This is a genomic window from Streptomyces seoulensis (assembly GCF_004328625.1).
GTDB lineage: Bacteria > Actinomycetota > Actinomycetes > Streptomycetales > Streptomycetaceae > Streptomyces > Streptomyces seoulensis.
Genome location: NZ_CP032229.1, coordinates 4,702,567 through 4,716,811, shown reverse-complemented (window position 1 = coordinate 4,716,811; position 14,245 = coordinate 4,702,567). Strand labels below are relative to the sequence as shown.

The 14,245-nt window shown below is 70.7% G+C and carries 16 protein-coding genes; 8 read left to right on the top strand and 8 right to left on the bottom strand.

Going from position 1 to position 14,245, the window contains the following annotated elements:
• Positions 1-52: 52 nt before the first annotated feature.
• The 7 genes from D0Z67_RS21920 to D0Z67_RS21895 all read left to right on the top strand — a co-directional run bounded on the left by D0Z67_RS21920 (position 53) and on the right by D0Z67_RS21895 (position 5,591).
• On the top strand, positions 53-883 hold the full coding sequence (locus D0Z67_RS21920; protein ID WP_031183092.1) for a glutamate ABC transporter substrate-binding protein: 831 nt from the start codon (positions 53-55) through the stop codon (positions 881-883).
• A 131-nt stretch (positions 884-1,014) separates the two neighbouring features.
• Positions 1,015-1,680, top strand: a complete 666-nt coding sequence (locus D0Z67_RS21915) for an amino acid ABC transporter permease (protein WP_031183091.1) — start codon at positions 1,015-1,017, stop codon at positions 1,678-1,680.
• Positions 1,677-2,567: an amino acid ABC transporter permease gene (locus D0Z67_RS21910; protein WP_031183090.1), complete on the top strand. Its 891-nt coding sequence runs from the start codon at positions 1,677-1,679 to the stop codon at positions 2,565-2,567. The genes D0Z67_RS21915 and D0Z67_RS21910 overlap by 4 nt, the downstream gene beginning before the upstream one ends.
• A 234-nt stretch (positions 2,568-2,801) precedes the next feature.
• Positions 2,802-4,421 (top strand): FAD-dependent monooxygenase, encoded by a 1,620-nt coding sequence (locus D0Z67_RS21905; RefSeq protein WP_031183089.1) that lies wholly within the window; start codon positions 2,802-2,804, stop codon positions 4,419-4,421.
• 116 nt (positions 4,422-4,537) lie between these two features.
• Entirely contained in the window at positions 4,538-4,585 is a 48-nt protein-coding gene (locus D0Z67_RS30590) for a hypothetical protein (RefSeq protein WP_311314449.1), read from the top strand.
• A 65-nt stretch (positions 4,586-4,650) separates the two neighbouring features.
• The gene (locus D0Z67_RS21900; protein WP_031183088.1) at positions 4,651-5,181 is read left to right on the top strand and encodes a cupin domain-containing protein; all 531 of its coding nucleotides are present in this window, start codon (positions 4,651-4,653) and stop codon (positions 5,179-5,181) included.
• On the top strand, positions 5,178-5,591 hold the full coding sequence (locus tag D0Z67_RS21895) for a rhodanese-like domain-containing protein (protein ID WP_420824441.1): 414 nt from the start codon (positions 5,178-5,180) through the stop codon (positions 5,589-5,591). Before D0Z67_RS21900 ends, D0Z67_RS21895 begins: the two co-directional genes overlap by 4 nt.
• A gap of 53 nt (positions 5,592-5,644) precedes the next feature.
• Here the strand turns inward: D0Z67_RS21895 and recX are convergent, their stop codons facing one another.
• A complete protein-coding gene (recX, locus tag D0Z67_RS21890; protein ID WP_031183087.1) occupies positions 5,645-6,436 on the bottom strand; it encodes a recombination regulator RecX in 792 nt (263 codons plus the stop codon).
• A gap of 3 nt (positions 6,437-6,439) precedes the next feature.
• Positions 6,440-7,561, bottom strand: coding sequence for a recombinase RecA (gene recA, locus D0Z67_RS21885; RefSeq protein WP_031183086.1), 1,122 nt, complete (start codon positions 7,559-7,561; stop codon positions 6,440-6,442).
• Between the two features lie 183 nt (positions 7,562-7,744).
• Here recA and D0Z67_RS21880 point away from each other — a divergent pair, with 183 nt between their 5' ends.
• Complete coding sequence (locus D0Z67_RS21880; protein WP_234312893.1) at positions 7,745-8,476, top strand: CGNR zinc finger domain-containing protein; 732 nt, start codon at positions 7,745-7,747, stop codon at positions 8,474-8,476.
• Here D0Z67_RS21880 and D0Z67_RS21875 read toward each other — a convergent pair.
• The 6 genes from D0Z67_RS21875 to D0Z67_RS21850 all read right to left on the bottom strand — a co-directional run bounded on the left by D0Z67_RS21875 (position 8,473) and on the right by D0Z67_RS21850 (position 14,244).
• Positions 8,473-9,609 (bottom strand): AI-2E family transporter, encoded by a 1,137-nt coding sequence (locus D0Z67_RS21875; RefSeq protein WP_051888028.1) that lies wholly within the window; start codon positions 9,607-9,609, stop codon positions 8,473-8,475. The two genes, D0Z67_RS21880 and D0Z67_RS21875, sit on opposite strands and share 4 nt — an antisense overlap.
• Positions 9,610-9,909: 300 nt before the next feature.
• Entirely contained in the window at positions 9,910-10,104 is a 195-nt protein-coding gene (locus D0Z67_RS21870) for a DUF3046 domain-containing protein (RefSeq protein ID WP_031183082.1), read from the bottom strand.
• A 406-nt stretch (positions 10,105-10,510) separates the two neighbouring features.
• The gene (locus D0Z67_RS21865) at positions 10,511-10,762 is read right to left on the bottom strand and encodes a hypothetical protein (RefSeq protein ID WP_031183081.1); all 252 of its coding nucleotides are present in this window, start codon (positions 10,760-10,762) and stop codon (positions 10,511-10,513) included.
• A 13-nt stretch (positions 10,763-10,775) separates the two neighbouring features.
• Entirely contained in the window at positions 10,776-11,858 is a 1,083-nt protein-coding gene (locus D0Z67_RS21860) for a branched-chain amino acid aminotransferase (protein ID WP_031183080.1), read from the bottom strand.
• 71 nt (positions 11,859-11,929) lie between these two features.
• Entirely contained in the window at positions 11,930-13,231 is a 1,302-nt protein-coding gene (locus D0Z67_RS21855; protein WP_031183079.1) for a dihydrolipoamide acetyltransferase family protein, read from the bottom strand.
• Positions 13,228-14,244, bottom strand: a complete 1,017-nt coding sequence (locus D0Z67_RS21850; protein WP_037775798.1) for an alpha-ketoacid dehydrogenase subunit beta — start codon at positions 14,242-14,244, stop codon at positions 13,228-13,230. The genes D0Z67_RS21855 and D0Z67_RS21850 overlap by 4 nt, the downstream gene beginning before the upstream one ends.
• Between the last annotated feature and the right edge of the window lies 1 nt (position 14,245).

Here is a 14,245-nt window from a genome sequence, read left to right as displayed (position 1 = left end):
GGCGCTCTCCCTCACGTTCGCTCCGTCACGCATCACGCAAAGGATGTCCACCATGAAGCTCCGCAAGGTCACCGCCGCCTCCGCCGTCGTGCTGGCGCTCGCCGTGTCCGTCACCGCGTGCGGTGGCGACAAGAAGGACGACGCCTCGGGCGGCAAGAAGATCAAGATCGGCATCAAGTTCGACCAGCCGGGTCTCGGTCTGAAGCAGCCCGACGGCTCCTTCTCCGGCTTCGACGTGGACGTGGCCACCTACGTCGCCAAGCAGCTCGGCTACCAGCCGAACCAGATCGAGTGGGTCGAGACCAAGAGCGCCGACCGCGAGAACGCCCTCCAGCGCGGCGACGTCAAGTTCATCGCCGCCACCTACTCCATCACGGACGAGCGCAAGCAGAAGGTGGACTTCGCCGGCCCGTACCTGCTGGCCCACCAGGACCTGCTGGTGAAGAAGGGCTCCAACATCACCAAGGGCACGGACCTCAACAGCAAGAAACTGTGTTCCGTGACCGGTTCGACCTCGGCGCAGAACGTCCAGAAGACGATCGCCCCGAAGGCCAACCTGCGCCCGCTGTCCGGCTACTCGGAGTGCGTCGCCGGTCTCCAGAGCGGCGCCGTGGACGCGCTGACCACGGACGACTCGATCCTCGCGGGCTTCGCCGCGCAGGACAAGTACAAGGGCCAGTTCCAGCTCGTCGGCCTGAAGCTCAGCAACGAGAACTACGGCATCGGGGTCAAGAAGGGCGACTCCACGACCGTCGACAAGATCAACAAGGCGCTCGAGAAGATGGTCGCCGACAAGTCGTGGGACAAGGCCGTGAAGGACAACTTCGGCCCGGCCCGCTACAAGAACGAGCCCGCCCCGAAGATCGGCGACATCGTCAAGTAGTCCTGGCACCACGACGCGAGGACCTGGCGGGCTCCGCACGGTCCCACGGCCCGCGCCGCCGTCCACCGCTTCCCGGACGGCGGCGCGCCCCGACCACCCCGTAGGCCACACACCCGGAAGCGCGGGAGAACGTGTTCGACTTTCTTGAAGGCTACGACGTCCTGGGGGCGTTCTGGACGACGGTGCAGCTCACCGTTCTCTCCGGCGTCGGCTCCCTCGTCTGGGGCATCCTGCTGGCCGGCATGCGGGTCAGCCCTGTCCCGCTGATGCGCGGGTTCGGCACCGCCTACGTCAACATCGTGCGGAACATCCCGCTGACGATCATCATCCTGTTCACCTCGCTCGGCCTCGCCGACATCTTCGGCGTCACCATGGGCGCCGAGGACTTCAAGATCCAGGGCTTCCGGCTCGCGGTGCTCGGGCTGATCGCCTACACGGCGGCGTTCGTGTGCGAGGCGATCCGCTCCGGCATCAACACGGTGCCGCTCGGGCAGGCCGAGGCAGCCCGCGCCATCGGGCTGAGCTTCTCGCAGACACTGCGGCTGATCGTTCTCCCGCAGGCGTTCCGCGCGGTCATCGGCCCGCTGGCCAACGTCCTGATCGCCCTCACCAAGAACACCACGGTGGCGGCCGCCATCGGTGTGGCCGAAGCCGCCACCCTGATGAAGTCGATGATCGAGAACGAGGCCCAGACCCTCGCCATCGGCACCGTCTTCGCCCTCGGCTTCGTGGTACTGACCCTGCCGACCGGCCTCCTCCTGGGCTGGCTCGGCAAGCGACTGGCGGTGAAGCGATGAGTTCCGTCCTCTACGACACGCCCGGCCCCCGCGCCCGGACGCGCAACGTCGTCCTCTCGGTCGTCTTCTTCGCCGTGCTCGCGCTGGTGCTGTGGTGGGCCGTGCTGAAGCTGGACGACAAGGGCCAGCTGGCAGGGGCGCTGTGGAAGCCCTTCACCACGAGCGAGGCATGGACCACCTATCTGCTGCCCGGCCTCGGCAACACCCTGAAGGCCGCCGCGCTGTCCATGGTGATCGCGCTGCCGCTCGGCGCGGTATTCGGCATAGCCCGGATGTCCGACCACCGCTGGGTGCGCGTACCGGCCGGTGTGGTCGTGGAGTTCTTCCGCGCCATCCCGGTGCTGCTGCTGATGCTGTTCGCCAGTGAGTTCTACGTCCGCTCCACCGACATCCCCAGCGACTCCCGGCCGCTGTACGCCGTCATCACCGGCCTGGTGCTGTACAACGCCTCGGTGCTCGCCGAGGTCGTCCGGGCGGGCATCCTCTCGCTGCCGAAGGGGCAGACGGAGGCCGCGTACGCCATCGGGCTGCGCAAGGGCCAGACGATGGCGGGCATCCTGCTGCCGCAGGCCGTCACCGCGATGCTCCCGGCCATCGTCAGCCAGCTCGTGGTGATCGTGAAGGACACGGCGCTCGGCGGTGTCATGCTCCAGTTCCCCGACCTGCTCAACGCCCGCAGCACCCTGGCGGCCAACTACGCCAACGTCATCCAGAGCTTCGCCGTGGTGGCGGTCCTCTACATCGTGCTGAACTTCCTGCTCACCTCCTTCGCCTCCTGGCTGGAGGGCCGGCTGCGCCGCAGCACGCGCGGCACCGGCGCGGTGCTCGGGGCCGGCACGGTCGAGGACCTCAACGCGGGTGACGCCCACGGCGCGGTGTCCGCCTGACACCTGCTCAGATGAGCCCCTGGGGGGCCGGGTCGGCGTGCGCGCGCCGTCCCGGCCCCCCATTGCGGTCCTGGGCTCCGTGCCCGATCCTGGTGGGGTGATCGCCACGGGCCCCGGTCACTTGACGCATACTCTGCCAATGGGTTGCATACGTTCTGTGATCGTGCACCCCGCTTCACCTTCCTGTTCCCGCGTGTTCGTCGAGGCATCGTCATGGGCAGGGGGCGCCACACCGTGGACCCGGTGATCATCGTCGGAGCGGGGCCCGTCGGGCTCACGCTCGCCCTGGCGCTGGCCCGCCAGGAGGTGCCGTCCGTCGTCCTCGACGAGACCGGCGGCAAGGACGAGCCCCGGCCGGCGCGCACCGTCGTGCTGCGCGAGGACACCGCGGCTCTCCTGGCGCGGCTGACCGGGGTACGGGCCGGTGACCTGGGGCTGCGCTGGACCGGCTGGCGGTCGCAGCGGCGCCGGCAGGTGGTGGGCGAGATCGCCTTCGCGGCCGGTGACCCCGCGCCGCTCCACATCGAGCAGCACGTCCTCACCGCCGCCCTGCGCGCGGCCGCCGACGCCGAACCGCTGATCGAGGTCGCCCCGGACAGCCGACTCGACTCCCTCGAACAGGAACGCTCCGGCGTCACCGCGCACACCCGAGGCCCCCGGGGCACCTGGTGGCGGGGCAGCCATCTGGTCGGCTGCGACGGCCCCCGCTCCACCGTCCGCAAGCTGCTGGACATCCGTTTTCCCGGCAGGACAGCGGTGGAGCGGCACGCGGTCGCCACTCTGCGTGTCGAACTCCCCTGGGAGGGCAGCGCGTTGCTGCACCGGATGCCGCCGTGGCGGTCGTCCGGCCACTCCTCCACGGAGGTCAGCGCCCGCCCGCTCCCGGACAGCGCCTGGCGCCTGGACTGGCTGCTGCCGGCCGGCAAGGACCTGATCACGCCCGAGTTCCTGGTGAGCAACGTCCGCAAGACCCTGGCCGGCTGGACCGGCGGCGCGGTCCCGGCCTACGACCTCCTCGACACCGGGGTGCACGCCGTCCACCACCGGCTCGCCCGCCGCTGGCGCTCCGGCCGGGTGTTCCTCGCCGGGGACGCCGCCCACCTGCTGGGCGCGCTCGGCACACAGGGCCTCGACGAGGGGCTGCGGGACGCCGACAACCTCGCCTGGAAGCTGGCCGTCGCCTGGCACCACGGCGCGCACGAGGCGCTGCTCGACAGCTACCAGGCCGAACGGCGCGCGGTGGTCGCCGCCCGGCTGCGCGCCGCCGACCAACTGCTGCCGGTACTGCGCGGCACCGGCGGACTGCGCGGCTACGTCCCCGGCGCGTCCCGCAACCAGGACACCCTGATGACGGACGGTCATCTGGGCCGGGGAGCGCTCGGCGAGCCGGGGGCGTACGCCACCTCGCCGCTCGCGCCCCGCTACCTGGAGGGCGAGATCCCGGTCGACACCGCGCCGGGCGCCCCCGTCACCGATGTGCGGGTCACCGCCGAGGACGGCTCCTTCGTACGGCTGCGCGACCGGCTGGGCCGGGGAGCGCTGCTCGTCGTCCTGATCGCGCCGGGTACGGGGGTGTGGGACCGCAAGCACTGGATGTCCGCCGGGGTCATGCCCCGGCTGGCGGCGGCGGTGACCGCGCTGCCGCACCGGGCGGAGCTGCTGGTCGCGGAGGACTATCCCGGCGCCCCGGCGCACAGCGTGCTCCTGATCCGTCCGGACGGCCATCTGGTCACCGCGCTCAGCGGGGTACGCCCCGCCGATCTGTACGCGGCGGCGGAGGCCGCGCTCGGCGGCGCGGTGCCGCTGGAGGACGCCGTGAAGGAAGAGGCGGAGGCCGGTTCGGGGGCGCGCTGACCTCGGGCGCCGCCCCTGGCTGTCCACATGATGACGACCGATTGACCGGAGTACGGCGGCATGCTGTACTCCGGATCGTGACCGACACCCGTGTACGCCTGTGGCGGAGAGTCCATATGGACCTGCTCCGCTACGCGGGCTGCGTGTGTCGCCCGTCCTGCTGAATTCGCATCCCTTTCCCGGGCGCCGTCGCGCGCCCGTTCGGCGAACCCTCTTCAGGACGGTGCACGTGTCTGTCTCCCCCCTCACCTCCCCCGCCCCATCCGCGGCTCCCAGCCAGGTCGACCTGCTCGACTTCGTCCGGCGCGCCGCCGCCGACGTGGAACTGATCGCCTCCCTCCCGCTCGACCCCGAGGGCCGCACCTGGCTGCGGCTGGAGGGTCCGGGGGGCAGCGAGGCGTGGCTGATCGGCTGGCCGCCCGGCACCGGCACGGGCTGGCACGACCACGCCGACTCGGTCGGCGCCTTCCTCACCGCCTCCGGCGAGCTGCACGAGAACTCGCTGGCCGCCCGGCTGCCCACGGACGGCTGGCGGACCCTGGAACTCACCGAGGACGTCGACCGCGAACGCCGCCTCGGCGCCGGTCAGGGCCGCGCCTTCGGCCGGCACCATGTGCACGAGGTGTTCAACGACTCCCCCGACCGGCACGCGGTCTCGGTCCACGCCTACTACCCGCCGCTGCCGCGCATCCGTCGCTACAGCCGCACCGGCCAGGTGCTCCGGCTGGAGCAGGTCGAGAGCCCGGAGGACTGGCAGTGAGCGGCGACGGCGACGCGCTGCGTCCGGTCGGGATCGACGAGCTGCTGGACCGGGTCCGCTCCGGCTACCGGCGCATCGAGCCACGGGCGGCGCACCAGGCGGCCCGCGACGGCGGGGCCCTCCTGGTCGACATCCGGTACGCGGCCCTGCGCGACCGGGACGGGCTGATCCCCGGCGCCCTGGTGATCGAGCGCAACGAGCTGGAGTGGCGGCTCGATCCGCAGGGCAGCCACCGGGTGCCGGAGGCCACCGGGCACGATCTGCGGGTCGTGATCATCTGCAACGAGGGCTACGCGTCCAGCCTCGCGGCGGCTTCCCTGCACCAGCTCGGTCTGCGTCGCGCGACCGATCTGGTGGGCGGCTTCCAGGCGTGGCGCGCGGCGGGGCTTCCGGTGGAGCCGGGAGCCTGAGGACCAGGTCCGCCCGGGGTCAGGCGCCCGGAGCGGACCATCCTGTCCGCCCGTCAGAAACCGTCCTCCGCCAGGAACTCCGTGTCCTCGCCCTCTTCCTCCAGCGCCTGGCGGACGACGCGGAGGGCCATGCCCTCGGGATACCCCTTGCGGGCGAGCATCCCGGCGAGGCGGCGAAGCCGTTTGTCCCGGTCGAGTCCACGGGTGGCGCGCAGCTTGCGGTCCACCAGTTCGCGGGCGGTCGTCTCCTCCTGCTCGGAGTCGAGCTGGCCCACGGCCTCGTCGATCAGCGCCGAGTCGACGCCCTTGGTGCGCAGTTCACGGGCGAGGGCGCGGCGGGCCAACCCCCGGCCGTGGTGCCGCGACTCCACCCATGCGTCCGCGAAGGCACCGTCGTTGATGAGTCCGACCTCCTCGAACCGTGACAGCACCTCCTCGGCGACCTCGTCCGGGATCTCCCGCTTGCGCAGGGCGTCCGCGAGCTGCTTGCGGGTGCGCGGGGTTCCGGTGAGCAGGCGCAGACAGATGTTCCGCGCCTTCTCGGCCGGGTCCGCCTCCGTGGAGGACACCCCTTGCCCGGCCCTCGACGAGCGCGGGGTGTCCTCGTCCGTGCCGGCCGGCTCCCCGAAGCCGCGCCGACGACGGCCGCGCCGGGAGGAGCCGCCCCCGTGGGACCCCTCCGAGCGTGTGCCGTCCCACCCGGACCGGCGTGGCGGGTGGCTGTCCTCAGGTCCGCCCGCGTCGTCACCGGGCGCGGCCGTGGCCGGGTCGCCTCCGATGCCCCTCCCCCGTGGGGCACCGGACGCGGAGTGGTCGTACTCGGCCCAGTCGGTTCGTCGCGTCACGGGTCAGCTCTTGGCTGCGGCGGCCTTGGGCTTGGTGGCCTTGGCCGGGGCGGGGACCGCCTTGGCGTCGGCGCCCGGGGCGGTGACCGCGGCGGCGTCGGTGCCCGGCTCGGCGGCGGGCTTCTCGGGGCGCACTCCGACGCCCAGCTTCTCCTTAATCTTCTTCTCGATCTCGTTGGCGAGGTCGGGGTTGTCCTTGAGGAAGTTGCGGGCGTTCTCCTTGCCCTGACCGAGCTGGTCGCCCTCGTACGTGTACCAGGCGCCGGCCTTGCGGACGAAGCCGTGCTCCACGCCCATGTCGATCAGACCGCCCTCGCGGCTGATGCCCTGGCCGTAGAGGATGTCGAACTCGGCCTGCTTGAACGGCGGGGCGACCTTGTTCTTGACGACCTTGCAGCGAGTGCGGTTGCCGACCGCGTCCGTGCCGTCCTTCAGGGTCTCGATGCGGCGGATGTCGATACGCACCGAGGCGTAGAACTTCAGCGCGCGGCCACCGGTCGTGGTCTCCGGCGAGCCGAACATGACGCCGATCTTCTCGCGGAGCTGGTTGATGAAGATCGCGGTCGTCTTGGACTGGTTGAGCGCGCTGGTGATCTTCCGCAGGGCCTGGCTCATTAGACGGGCCTGGAGACCCACGTGACTGTCGCCCATCTCGCCCTCGATCTCCGCGCGCGGGACGAGCGCGGCGACGGAGTCGATGACGATGAGGTCGAGGGCGCCGGAGCGGACCAGCATGTCCACGATCTCCAGCGCCTGCTCGCCGTTGTCCGGCTGGGAGAGGATCAGGTTGTCGATGTCGACGCCGAGCTTCTTCGCGTACTCGGGGTCGAGGGCGTGCTCCGCGTCGATGAAGGCGACCTGGCCGCCGGCCTTCTGCGCGTTGGCCACGGCGTGCAGGGTGAGGGTCGTCTTACCGGAGGACTCCGGGCCGTAGATCTCCACGACTCGGCCGCGCGGCAGACCGCCGACACCGAGAGCCACGTCGAGGGCGGTCGAGCCGGTCGGGATGACCTCGATGGGCTCCATCGACCGCTCGCCCATGCGCATCACTGCGCCCTTGCCGAATTGTCGTTCAATCTGTGCGAGCGCGGCGTCGAGCGCCTTCTCGCGGTCGGTTCCTGCCATGGGTTCCACCCGGTTTGCTTGAGTCGATCGCTTCACGTCAAAGACGCTAACGCCTGCCACTGACAACGCGCCCCGACGCCGGTCCGGCCTGTGGATAACTGGGGTACATCCCTACCCGAACCGTACGTAAATCCCTGTCGTCGGCCTCGCCTGAGCTTCCATGAGAATGGATGTTCGATTTTTGTGTCAAGCATCTCCAGTCCCCCGGCGGGTCAGGCGTGGTCGGGTACCCAGCCCGCCTACCCCGACACACGCGACAGCGGCAGCCCCGGCCCCCAGCAGCAGCGCCCCCGGCAAGGAACGCGCCGCGAGCGGCCCCGCGAGAGCGGCCCCTACGGCGAAGCCCGTGATCTTCAGGCTGGCGCCCGTGGCGAAGACCTGACCGCGCAGGTGATCCGGGGACTCCCGGTGCCGCACGGCGAACAGCGCCGTCAGCTGCGGCCCCTCCCCGGCGCCGACCAGCAACGCGGCCCCGATCAGCGCGGCCGGCCGCCCCGTCGCCGCCAGCGCCAGTCCGGCGGCCTGCACCAGCGCGCCCAGCCGGATCACCACGTCCGGCGCCACCACCAGACGGCCAACACAGCGTTGGCAGCCGCGACCCTCAACCGCCTGCTGCACGCGCACACCGGCCGGCTCAGGCTCTCCTCGCACGACGGCACCACCCCCTGGCACCCCCACCTGGACCGCGCGGACGACGCCCCCTGGGCCGAGTGGTTCCTCGCCTCGTCCTGCCTGGCGCTGACCGTCCTGCTCTGGGACCGCCGGCGGCCGCCGGGCGGCACCTGCGCCTCCCCGAGCTGCGGCAACGTCTACGTCACCCAGGGCAGCGGGCCGCCCCGCCGCTACTGCTCACGCCGCTGCGCCACCCGCGAGCGCGTGGCGGCCCATCGCCGCGCCAAGCGGGAGAGTCTCTAGCCCTCGGAGTCCGGCTCCGGTGCCCGTGGGCGTCCCAGGCGGAGGCGGATGAAGGTGTCCGGGCGGTCCTGCCGGCGCAGTCGGTGGCCGTGCACACGCGGGTCGTCCGTGACGGTGTACCGCTTGACGTACGCCCCGAGGAACGCCTGGAGCGTGGCGACCGCCGGGATGGCGATCAGGGCGCCCACCGCGCCGAGCAGGGCGGTGCCCACGATGACCGAGCCGAAGGCGACGGCCGGGTGGATGTCGACGGTCTTGGACGTCAGCTTGGGCTGCAGCATGTAGTTCTCGAACTGCTGGTAGACCACGACGAAGATCAGCACCCAGACCGCGTACCAGGGCGCCACGGTGAACGCGATCAGCATCGGCAGCGCGCCCGCGAGGTAGGTGCCGATGGTCGGTATGAACTGCGAGACCAGGCCGACCCAGACGCCGAGCACGGGCGCGTAGGGCACGCCGAGGGCCTGGAGCAGGATGTAGTGCGCGATGCCGGAGATGAGCGCCATCAGGCCGCGCGAGTAGATGTAGCCGCCGGTCTTGTCGACGGCGATCTCCCAGGCGCGCAGCACCTCGGCCTGCCGCGCGGGAGGCAGCACCGAGCACAGGGCGCGGCGCAGCCGGGGGCCGTCGGCGGCGAAGTAGAACGAGAACAGGCCGACGGTGAGGAGCTGGAAGAGTCCGCCGAGCACCTGCGCGGACACGTCGAGGACGCCGGCCGCGCTGTTCTGCGCGTACTTGCGCAGCCAGTCGGAGTGGAGCAGGCCCTCCTGGACGTCGACCCGGCGGACCTCCAGGTGGAACGTCTGGTTGACCCAGTTGATGACCGAGTCGAGGTACTCGGGGAATCCCTCGATCATCTTGATGATCTGGCCCGCGAGCATCGACCCGAGCAGGGTGAAGAAGCCCGCCGTGACGACGGCCAGGCCGAGGAAGACCAGGAAGGTGGCGAGCCCCCGGCGCATCCCGCGCGCGGACATGCGGCTGACGGCGGGCTCGATGGCGAGCGCCAGGAAGAACGCGATCAGGATGTTGAGGAGGAGCCCGGTCAGCTCGTGGAAGGCCCAGCTCCCCAGCTGGAACAGGGCGACCAGCGCGAGCGCGAGCACCATGGCGCGCGGCAGCCAGCGCGGCATCCGGGCACCGGTGAGCGCACCGGCCACGGGCTCGCGCGGCGGCGTGCCCTCAGCGGTGGCCGCCGCCCCGGCCGGAGGTGCCGTCTGCGGGTCGGTCGGCTCGATGTCGTCGATGCGTGCCACGCGCCAAGTCTCGCCCACGCCACCGACAGCGCGGACCGTATGAGGGCCCGGGTGACCTACTCGGTATGTGGCCGTCAACACACCCGCCGGACCGTCCGCCGACCGGGGGACCGGCGATCCGCGTATTTCGCCCCCGCCTTTCGGCCGACGTCGCCCGGCACGGGCGACGACCGTGGCTCAGCGCTTGTCCCCCGGCACGTCCATCACCGTGCACACCACACGCCACACGTCCTTGGCGTCCCAGCCGGCGTCCAGCGCCTGGTGCACCGTCCGTCCGCCCAGCTCGGACATGATGTGATCGCGCGCGAAGGAATCGGCATACCCCGCACCGAAGTGCTCAGCCATCCGCTGCCAGAAGACCGTCAACCGCATGAGTTCCACTCCACCACCGCTATGACCTGCATGTTTCCCACCTTTCGCACCCGAGCGTGACCGTCAGGGGGTTTCCAGCGAGTTCGCCTCCCCACGGAACCAAGCATCCATGGCGGCGCGGCCTCGCGTGCCGGCGTGGGGCACGAAGTGCGTGTATGTACGCAGAGTAAAGCCAGGGTCGGCGTGCCCGAGCCAGCGGGCGGAGGAGACCATCGACTCGCCGGCTTCGAGCTGGACGCCGGCGTCGATCCGACGTAGGAGATGTAGGGGTAGAAGCCTCGGAACGGTGAGTTGTGGAGTGCGTTTCCACCATGAGGCCGTACACCACTATGGGCTTGCTGGGAGCTCTCGACAGCTGGTCTTGGCGGAGGCATTTTGCTGGACAGAGGTTCTGCAGAGTCCGCGGCTACGACAGGAGGGCCCAGACGCCGGTGACGGCGAAGACCAAACCGACGACGGCGAGTAGCGCTCCTGTGACGCGTTGGGCGGCAGGCTGCGCCGGAGGCAGTGTCATCCGGCGCAGCCGCTGCGGCATCTGCTCGCGCTCCGCGCGCAGAAGACGGTGAAGGCGGGTCACCATCCCCCGGTAGTCCATGGCCCACAAGACTCCGAAGTTCGAAGCGAGAAGCCCCAACGCGATGAGCACCAACGCTGCCATCGGATTTCGACCGTCAGACGACATGTCGCAGCCAGCCGTGTGTGTCGGCAACCCGCCCGTACTGGATGTTCAGTATCAGCTCACGAAGCGCCGACGTCACCTTGCCGGGCTCCCCTCCGCCGATCGTGAACGCGTAGCCTTCGGCCTTGATGCCCGTGACTGGCGTGATGACCGCAGCGGTACCCGCCGCGAACACCTCCGTCACAGTCCCGTCGGCGAGCCCGGCGCGCAGTTCCGCGAGGGGAACGGCCCGCTCGACCGGCGTCAGCCCCAACTCGGAGGCCAGTGTCAGGACGGTGTCCCGGGTTACCCCTGCGAGGATCGTGCCGAGCGCCGGCGTCACCAGCTCGCCTCTGGCGGTGACGAGGAAGAGGTTCATGGCGCCGGACTCTTCGATGCAGGCCTCCTCAGTCGCGCCGTCCAGGTAGAGAACCTGATCGCAGCCGTGTCGCTCCGCCTCGGCCTGGGCCGCCAGGCTCGCGGCGTAGTTGCCCCCGCACTTTGCGGCACCAGTGCCGCCGGCGGCCGCGCGGGTGTAGGACGTGCTCACCCACAGGCTCACACCACCGGGGGCGAAATACGGCTGCGAGGGACAGGCGATGACCGAGTACACGACCCGCCTGGACGGTCGCACGCCGAGGAAGGCCTCTGCGGCGAACATGAACGGCCTGAGGTAGAGACTCCTCTCTCCCGCGGCCACCGGTACCCACGGCTTGTCGGCTCGGACGAGTGCTTCGATACTCGCGAGGAAGTCCTGCTCCGGCAGTTGCGGCAGCCTCATCCGCTCTGCGGACCTCCTGAAGCGTTGTGCGTTGATTTCGGGCCGGAACAGCCAAACGCTCCCGTCAGCGTGCCGGTACGCCTTCAACCCCTCGAAGATTTCCTGGGCATAGTGCAGCACCGCCGCGCCGGGGTGAACGGAGAACGGCTGGAGCGCCTGGACCCTGCGATCGTGCCACCCGGCCTCCGCCGTCCAGTCGGCGAAGGCCATGTGATCGGTGAAGTGCAGGCCGAACCCGGGTGCGTCAAGGATCGCGGCACGCTGGTCATCGGGCACCGGGCTGGCTGTGCGCATCAGTGGGAACGATGAGATCACGATCGAATCCTCTTGTCGGTAGGCCGCCGAGACCTGTCCTGGGACGTCGGAAGCGGCGGTGGCAGGGCGGGTCAGACGTCGGCCAGAAGCACTGCGGGACGTTCCACACAGTCCGCGACGTAACGCAGGAAGCCGCCGGCGACGCCTCCGTCGCAGACCCGGTGATCGAAGGTGAGGGAGAGCTGGGTGACCTTGCGCACGGCGAGCGCGCCGTCGACCACCCAGGGCTTGTCGACGATGCGGCCGACGCCGAGGATCGCGGCCTCGGGGTGGTTGATGAGCGGCGTCGAGCCGTCGACGCCGAACACGCCGTAGTTGTTGAGCGTGAACGTGCTGCCCGTGAGAGCCGTCGGCGGTAGGCCGCCGGAGCGTGCGAGTCCGGTCAGCGTGGCGAGTTCGCCGGCCAGTTCGGCCGTCGTCTTCCGGTGGGCTTCCCGCACGACGGGCACCATCAGACCGCGTTCGGTCTGCGCGGCGAAGCCCAGGTGGATGGCGGAGAGGCGGACAATCTCACCGCGCTCGACGTCCACCGTCGAGTTGAGCTCCGGGTATTTGCGGAGCCCGGCGACGCAGAAGCGGGCCAGCAATGCCAGCAATCCGATCCGCCGCGTCGGATCGGCGGCCCGAAGGGCCTCTCTGGCCTCCACCAGAACGGTGGCGTCCACGTCGATCCAGGTGGTGGCGTGCGGGATCGCGCTGCTGCGGGCCAGCTTGTCCGCCACGGTCCTGCGCAGGCCCCGCAGCGGTACGCGCTCGTCGGCAGCGGCCCCTCCCGCCTCCGTCGCGCGCCGTTCGGCGGGCCGTGCGTTCGCCGCCATGGCCTGCTCGACGTCACGGCGCAGGATCACTCCGTGCGCCCCGCTCGGTACGACCGTGCTCAGGTCCACGCCGTGTCGCCGTGCCAGTACGCGGACCAGCGGGGAGATCACCAACGGCACGGCCGCCGGATCGGTGCCGCGCTCCTCGTCCCGGGAGGACGTTGTTACCGTCGATGCGGCCGATGCCCCGACCCGACGGCCGCGCCGGGCACTGGCCGGACTCGTCCCGTAGCCGACAAGGACGTTGCCGCTCCCGCCCGGGGCGTCTTCGCCGTGCTGTTCCGCAGTCGGCTCGGTGGCCGCGGCGCCGCTCACGGAGATCAGCGGGGCTCCCACGGGGAGCACGGCACCGATGTCGGCGTGCAATTCCAGGACGGTCCCGGCGTACGGCACGGGCACCTCGACGACAGCCTTGGCCGTCTCGACCTCGATGACCACCTGGTCGACTCCGACGCGTTCGCCCGGAGCCACCCGCCACGCGACGATCTCCGCCTCGGTCAGCCCCTCACCGAGATCGGGCAGTTGGAACACCCTGGCCTCGCGCACGGTTGTCATGAGGCCTCCCGTGCGAGGTGCCGGACGTCGGGCTGGTCGTCGAACTGCAGCCGGTGGATCGCGTCCAGCACCCGGTCCACTCCCGGCAGGTACGCATGCTCCAGCTTCGGCGGCGGGTACGGGACGTCAAAGCCGGCGACACGTATCACCGGGGCCGCCAGCGAGTGGAAGCAACGCTCCTGCACCCGCGCCACGATCTCGGCACCCACGCCCGCAAAGCCGTGCGCCTCCTGGACCACCACGCAGCGCCCCGTTCGCCGTACCGACGCCGTAACCGTCTCGTCGTCGAAAGGAACGAGCGTGCGCAGGTCCACCACCTCGACGTCGATACCGTCCCGTGCCGCCTCGACCGCGGCGTCGATCGCGACCGGAACCGAGGGGCCGTACGCGAGCAGGGTGGCGTCCAGGCCCGGGCGCCGGATCACCGCCCGCCCGGTCGGCGCAGCGCCTCGCCGTGCCAGGCCGGCGTCCTCCTTGGACCAGTACAGCTTCTTCGGTTCCAGGAACACCACCGGGTCCGGGTCGCGCACCGCGTCCCGCAAGAGCCAGTAGGCATCCTCGGCCGTGGCCGGGGTGACCACCTTCAGGCCGGGGGTGTGGGCGTAGTACGCCTCGCTGGAGTCGCTGTGGTGCTCGACGCCGCCGATCCCTCCGCCGTAAGGGACGCGGATCACCATGGGTAGCGGCACACGACCCCGGGTGCGGTTGCGCATCTTCGCCACGTGCGAGGCGATCTGCTCGAATGCCGGGTACGCGAAGGCGTCGAACTGGAGCTCCACCACGGGCCGGAACCCGCCCATGGCCAAGCCGACCGCGAATCCGACGAGCCCTGACTCGGCCAGCGGCGTGTCGAAGCAGCGCTGCTCACCGAATTCGTCCCGTAGTCCGTCGGTGATACGGAAGACTCCGCCGAGGCGGCCCACGTCCTCCCCGAAGACCAGCACGCGGTCGTCCTCGGTCAGGCTATCCCGCAGCCCCGCGTTGAGGGCCTGCGCCATCGTCACCGTACCCACG

Coding starts and splice junctions, on each gene's coding strand:
- D0Z67_RS21920 (WP_031183092.1), top strand. CDS start 53: ATGAAGCTCCGCAAGGTCACCGCCGCCTCCGCCGTCGTGCTGGCGCTC.
- D0Z67_RS21910 (WP_031183090.1), top strand. CDS start 1,677: ATGAGTTCCGTCCTCTACGACACGCCCGGCCCCCGCGCCCGGACGCGC.
- recA (WP_031183086.1), bottom strand. CDS start 7,561: ATGGCAGGAACCGACCGCGAGAAGGCGCTCGACGCCGCGCTCGCACAG.
- D0Z67_RS21875 (WP_051888028.1), bottom strand. CDS start 9,609: ATGCCGCGCTGGCTGCCGCGCGCCATGGTGCTCGCGCTCGCGCTGGTC.
- D0Z67_RS21870 (WP_031183082.1), bottom strand. CDS start 10,104: ATGCGGTTGACGGTCTTCTGGCAGCGGATGGCTGAGCACTTCGGTGCG.
- D0Z67_RS21865 (WP_031183081.1), bottom strand. CDS start 10,762: ATGGCAGCGTTGGTGCTCATCGCGTTGGGGCTTCTCGCTTCGAACTTC.
- D0Z67_RS21855 (WP_031183079.1), bottom strand. CDS start 13,231: ATGACAACCGTGCGCGAGGCCAGGGTGTTCCAACTGCCCGATCTCGGT.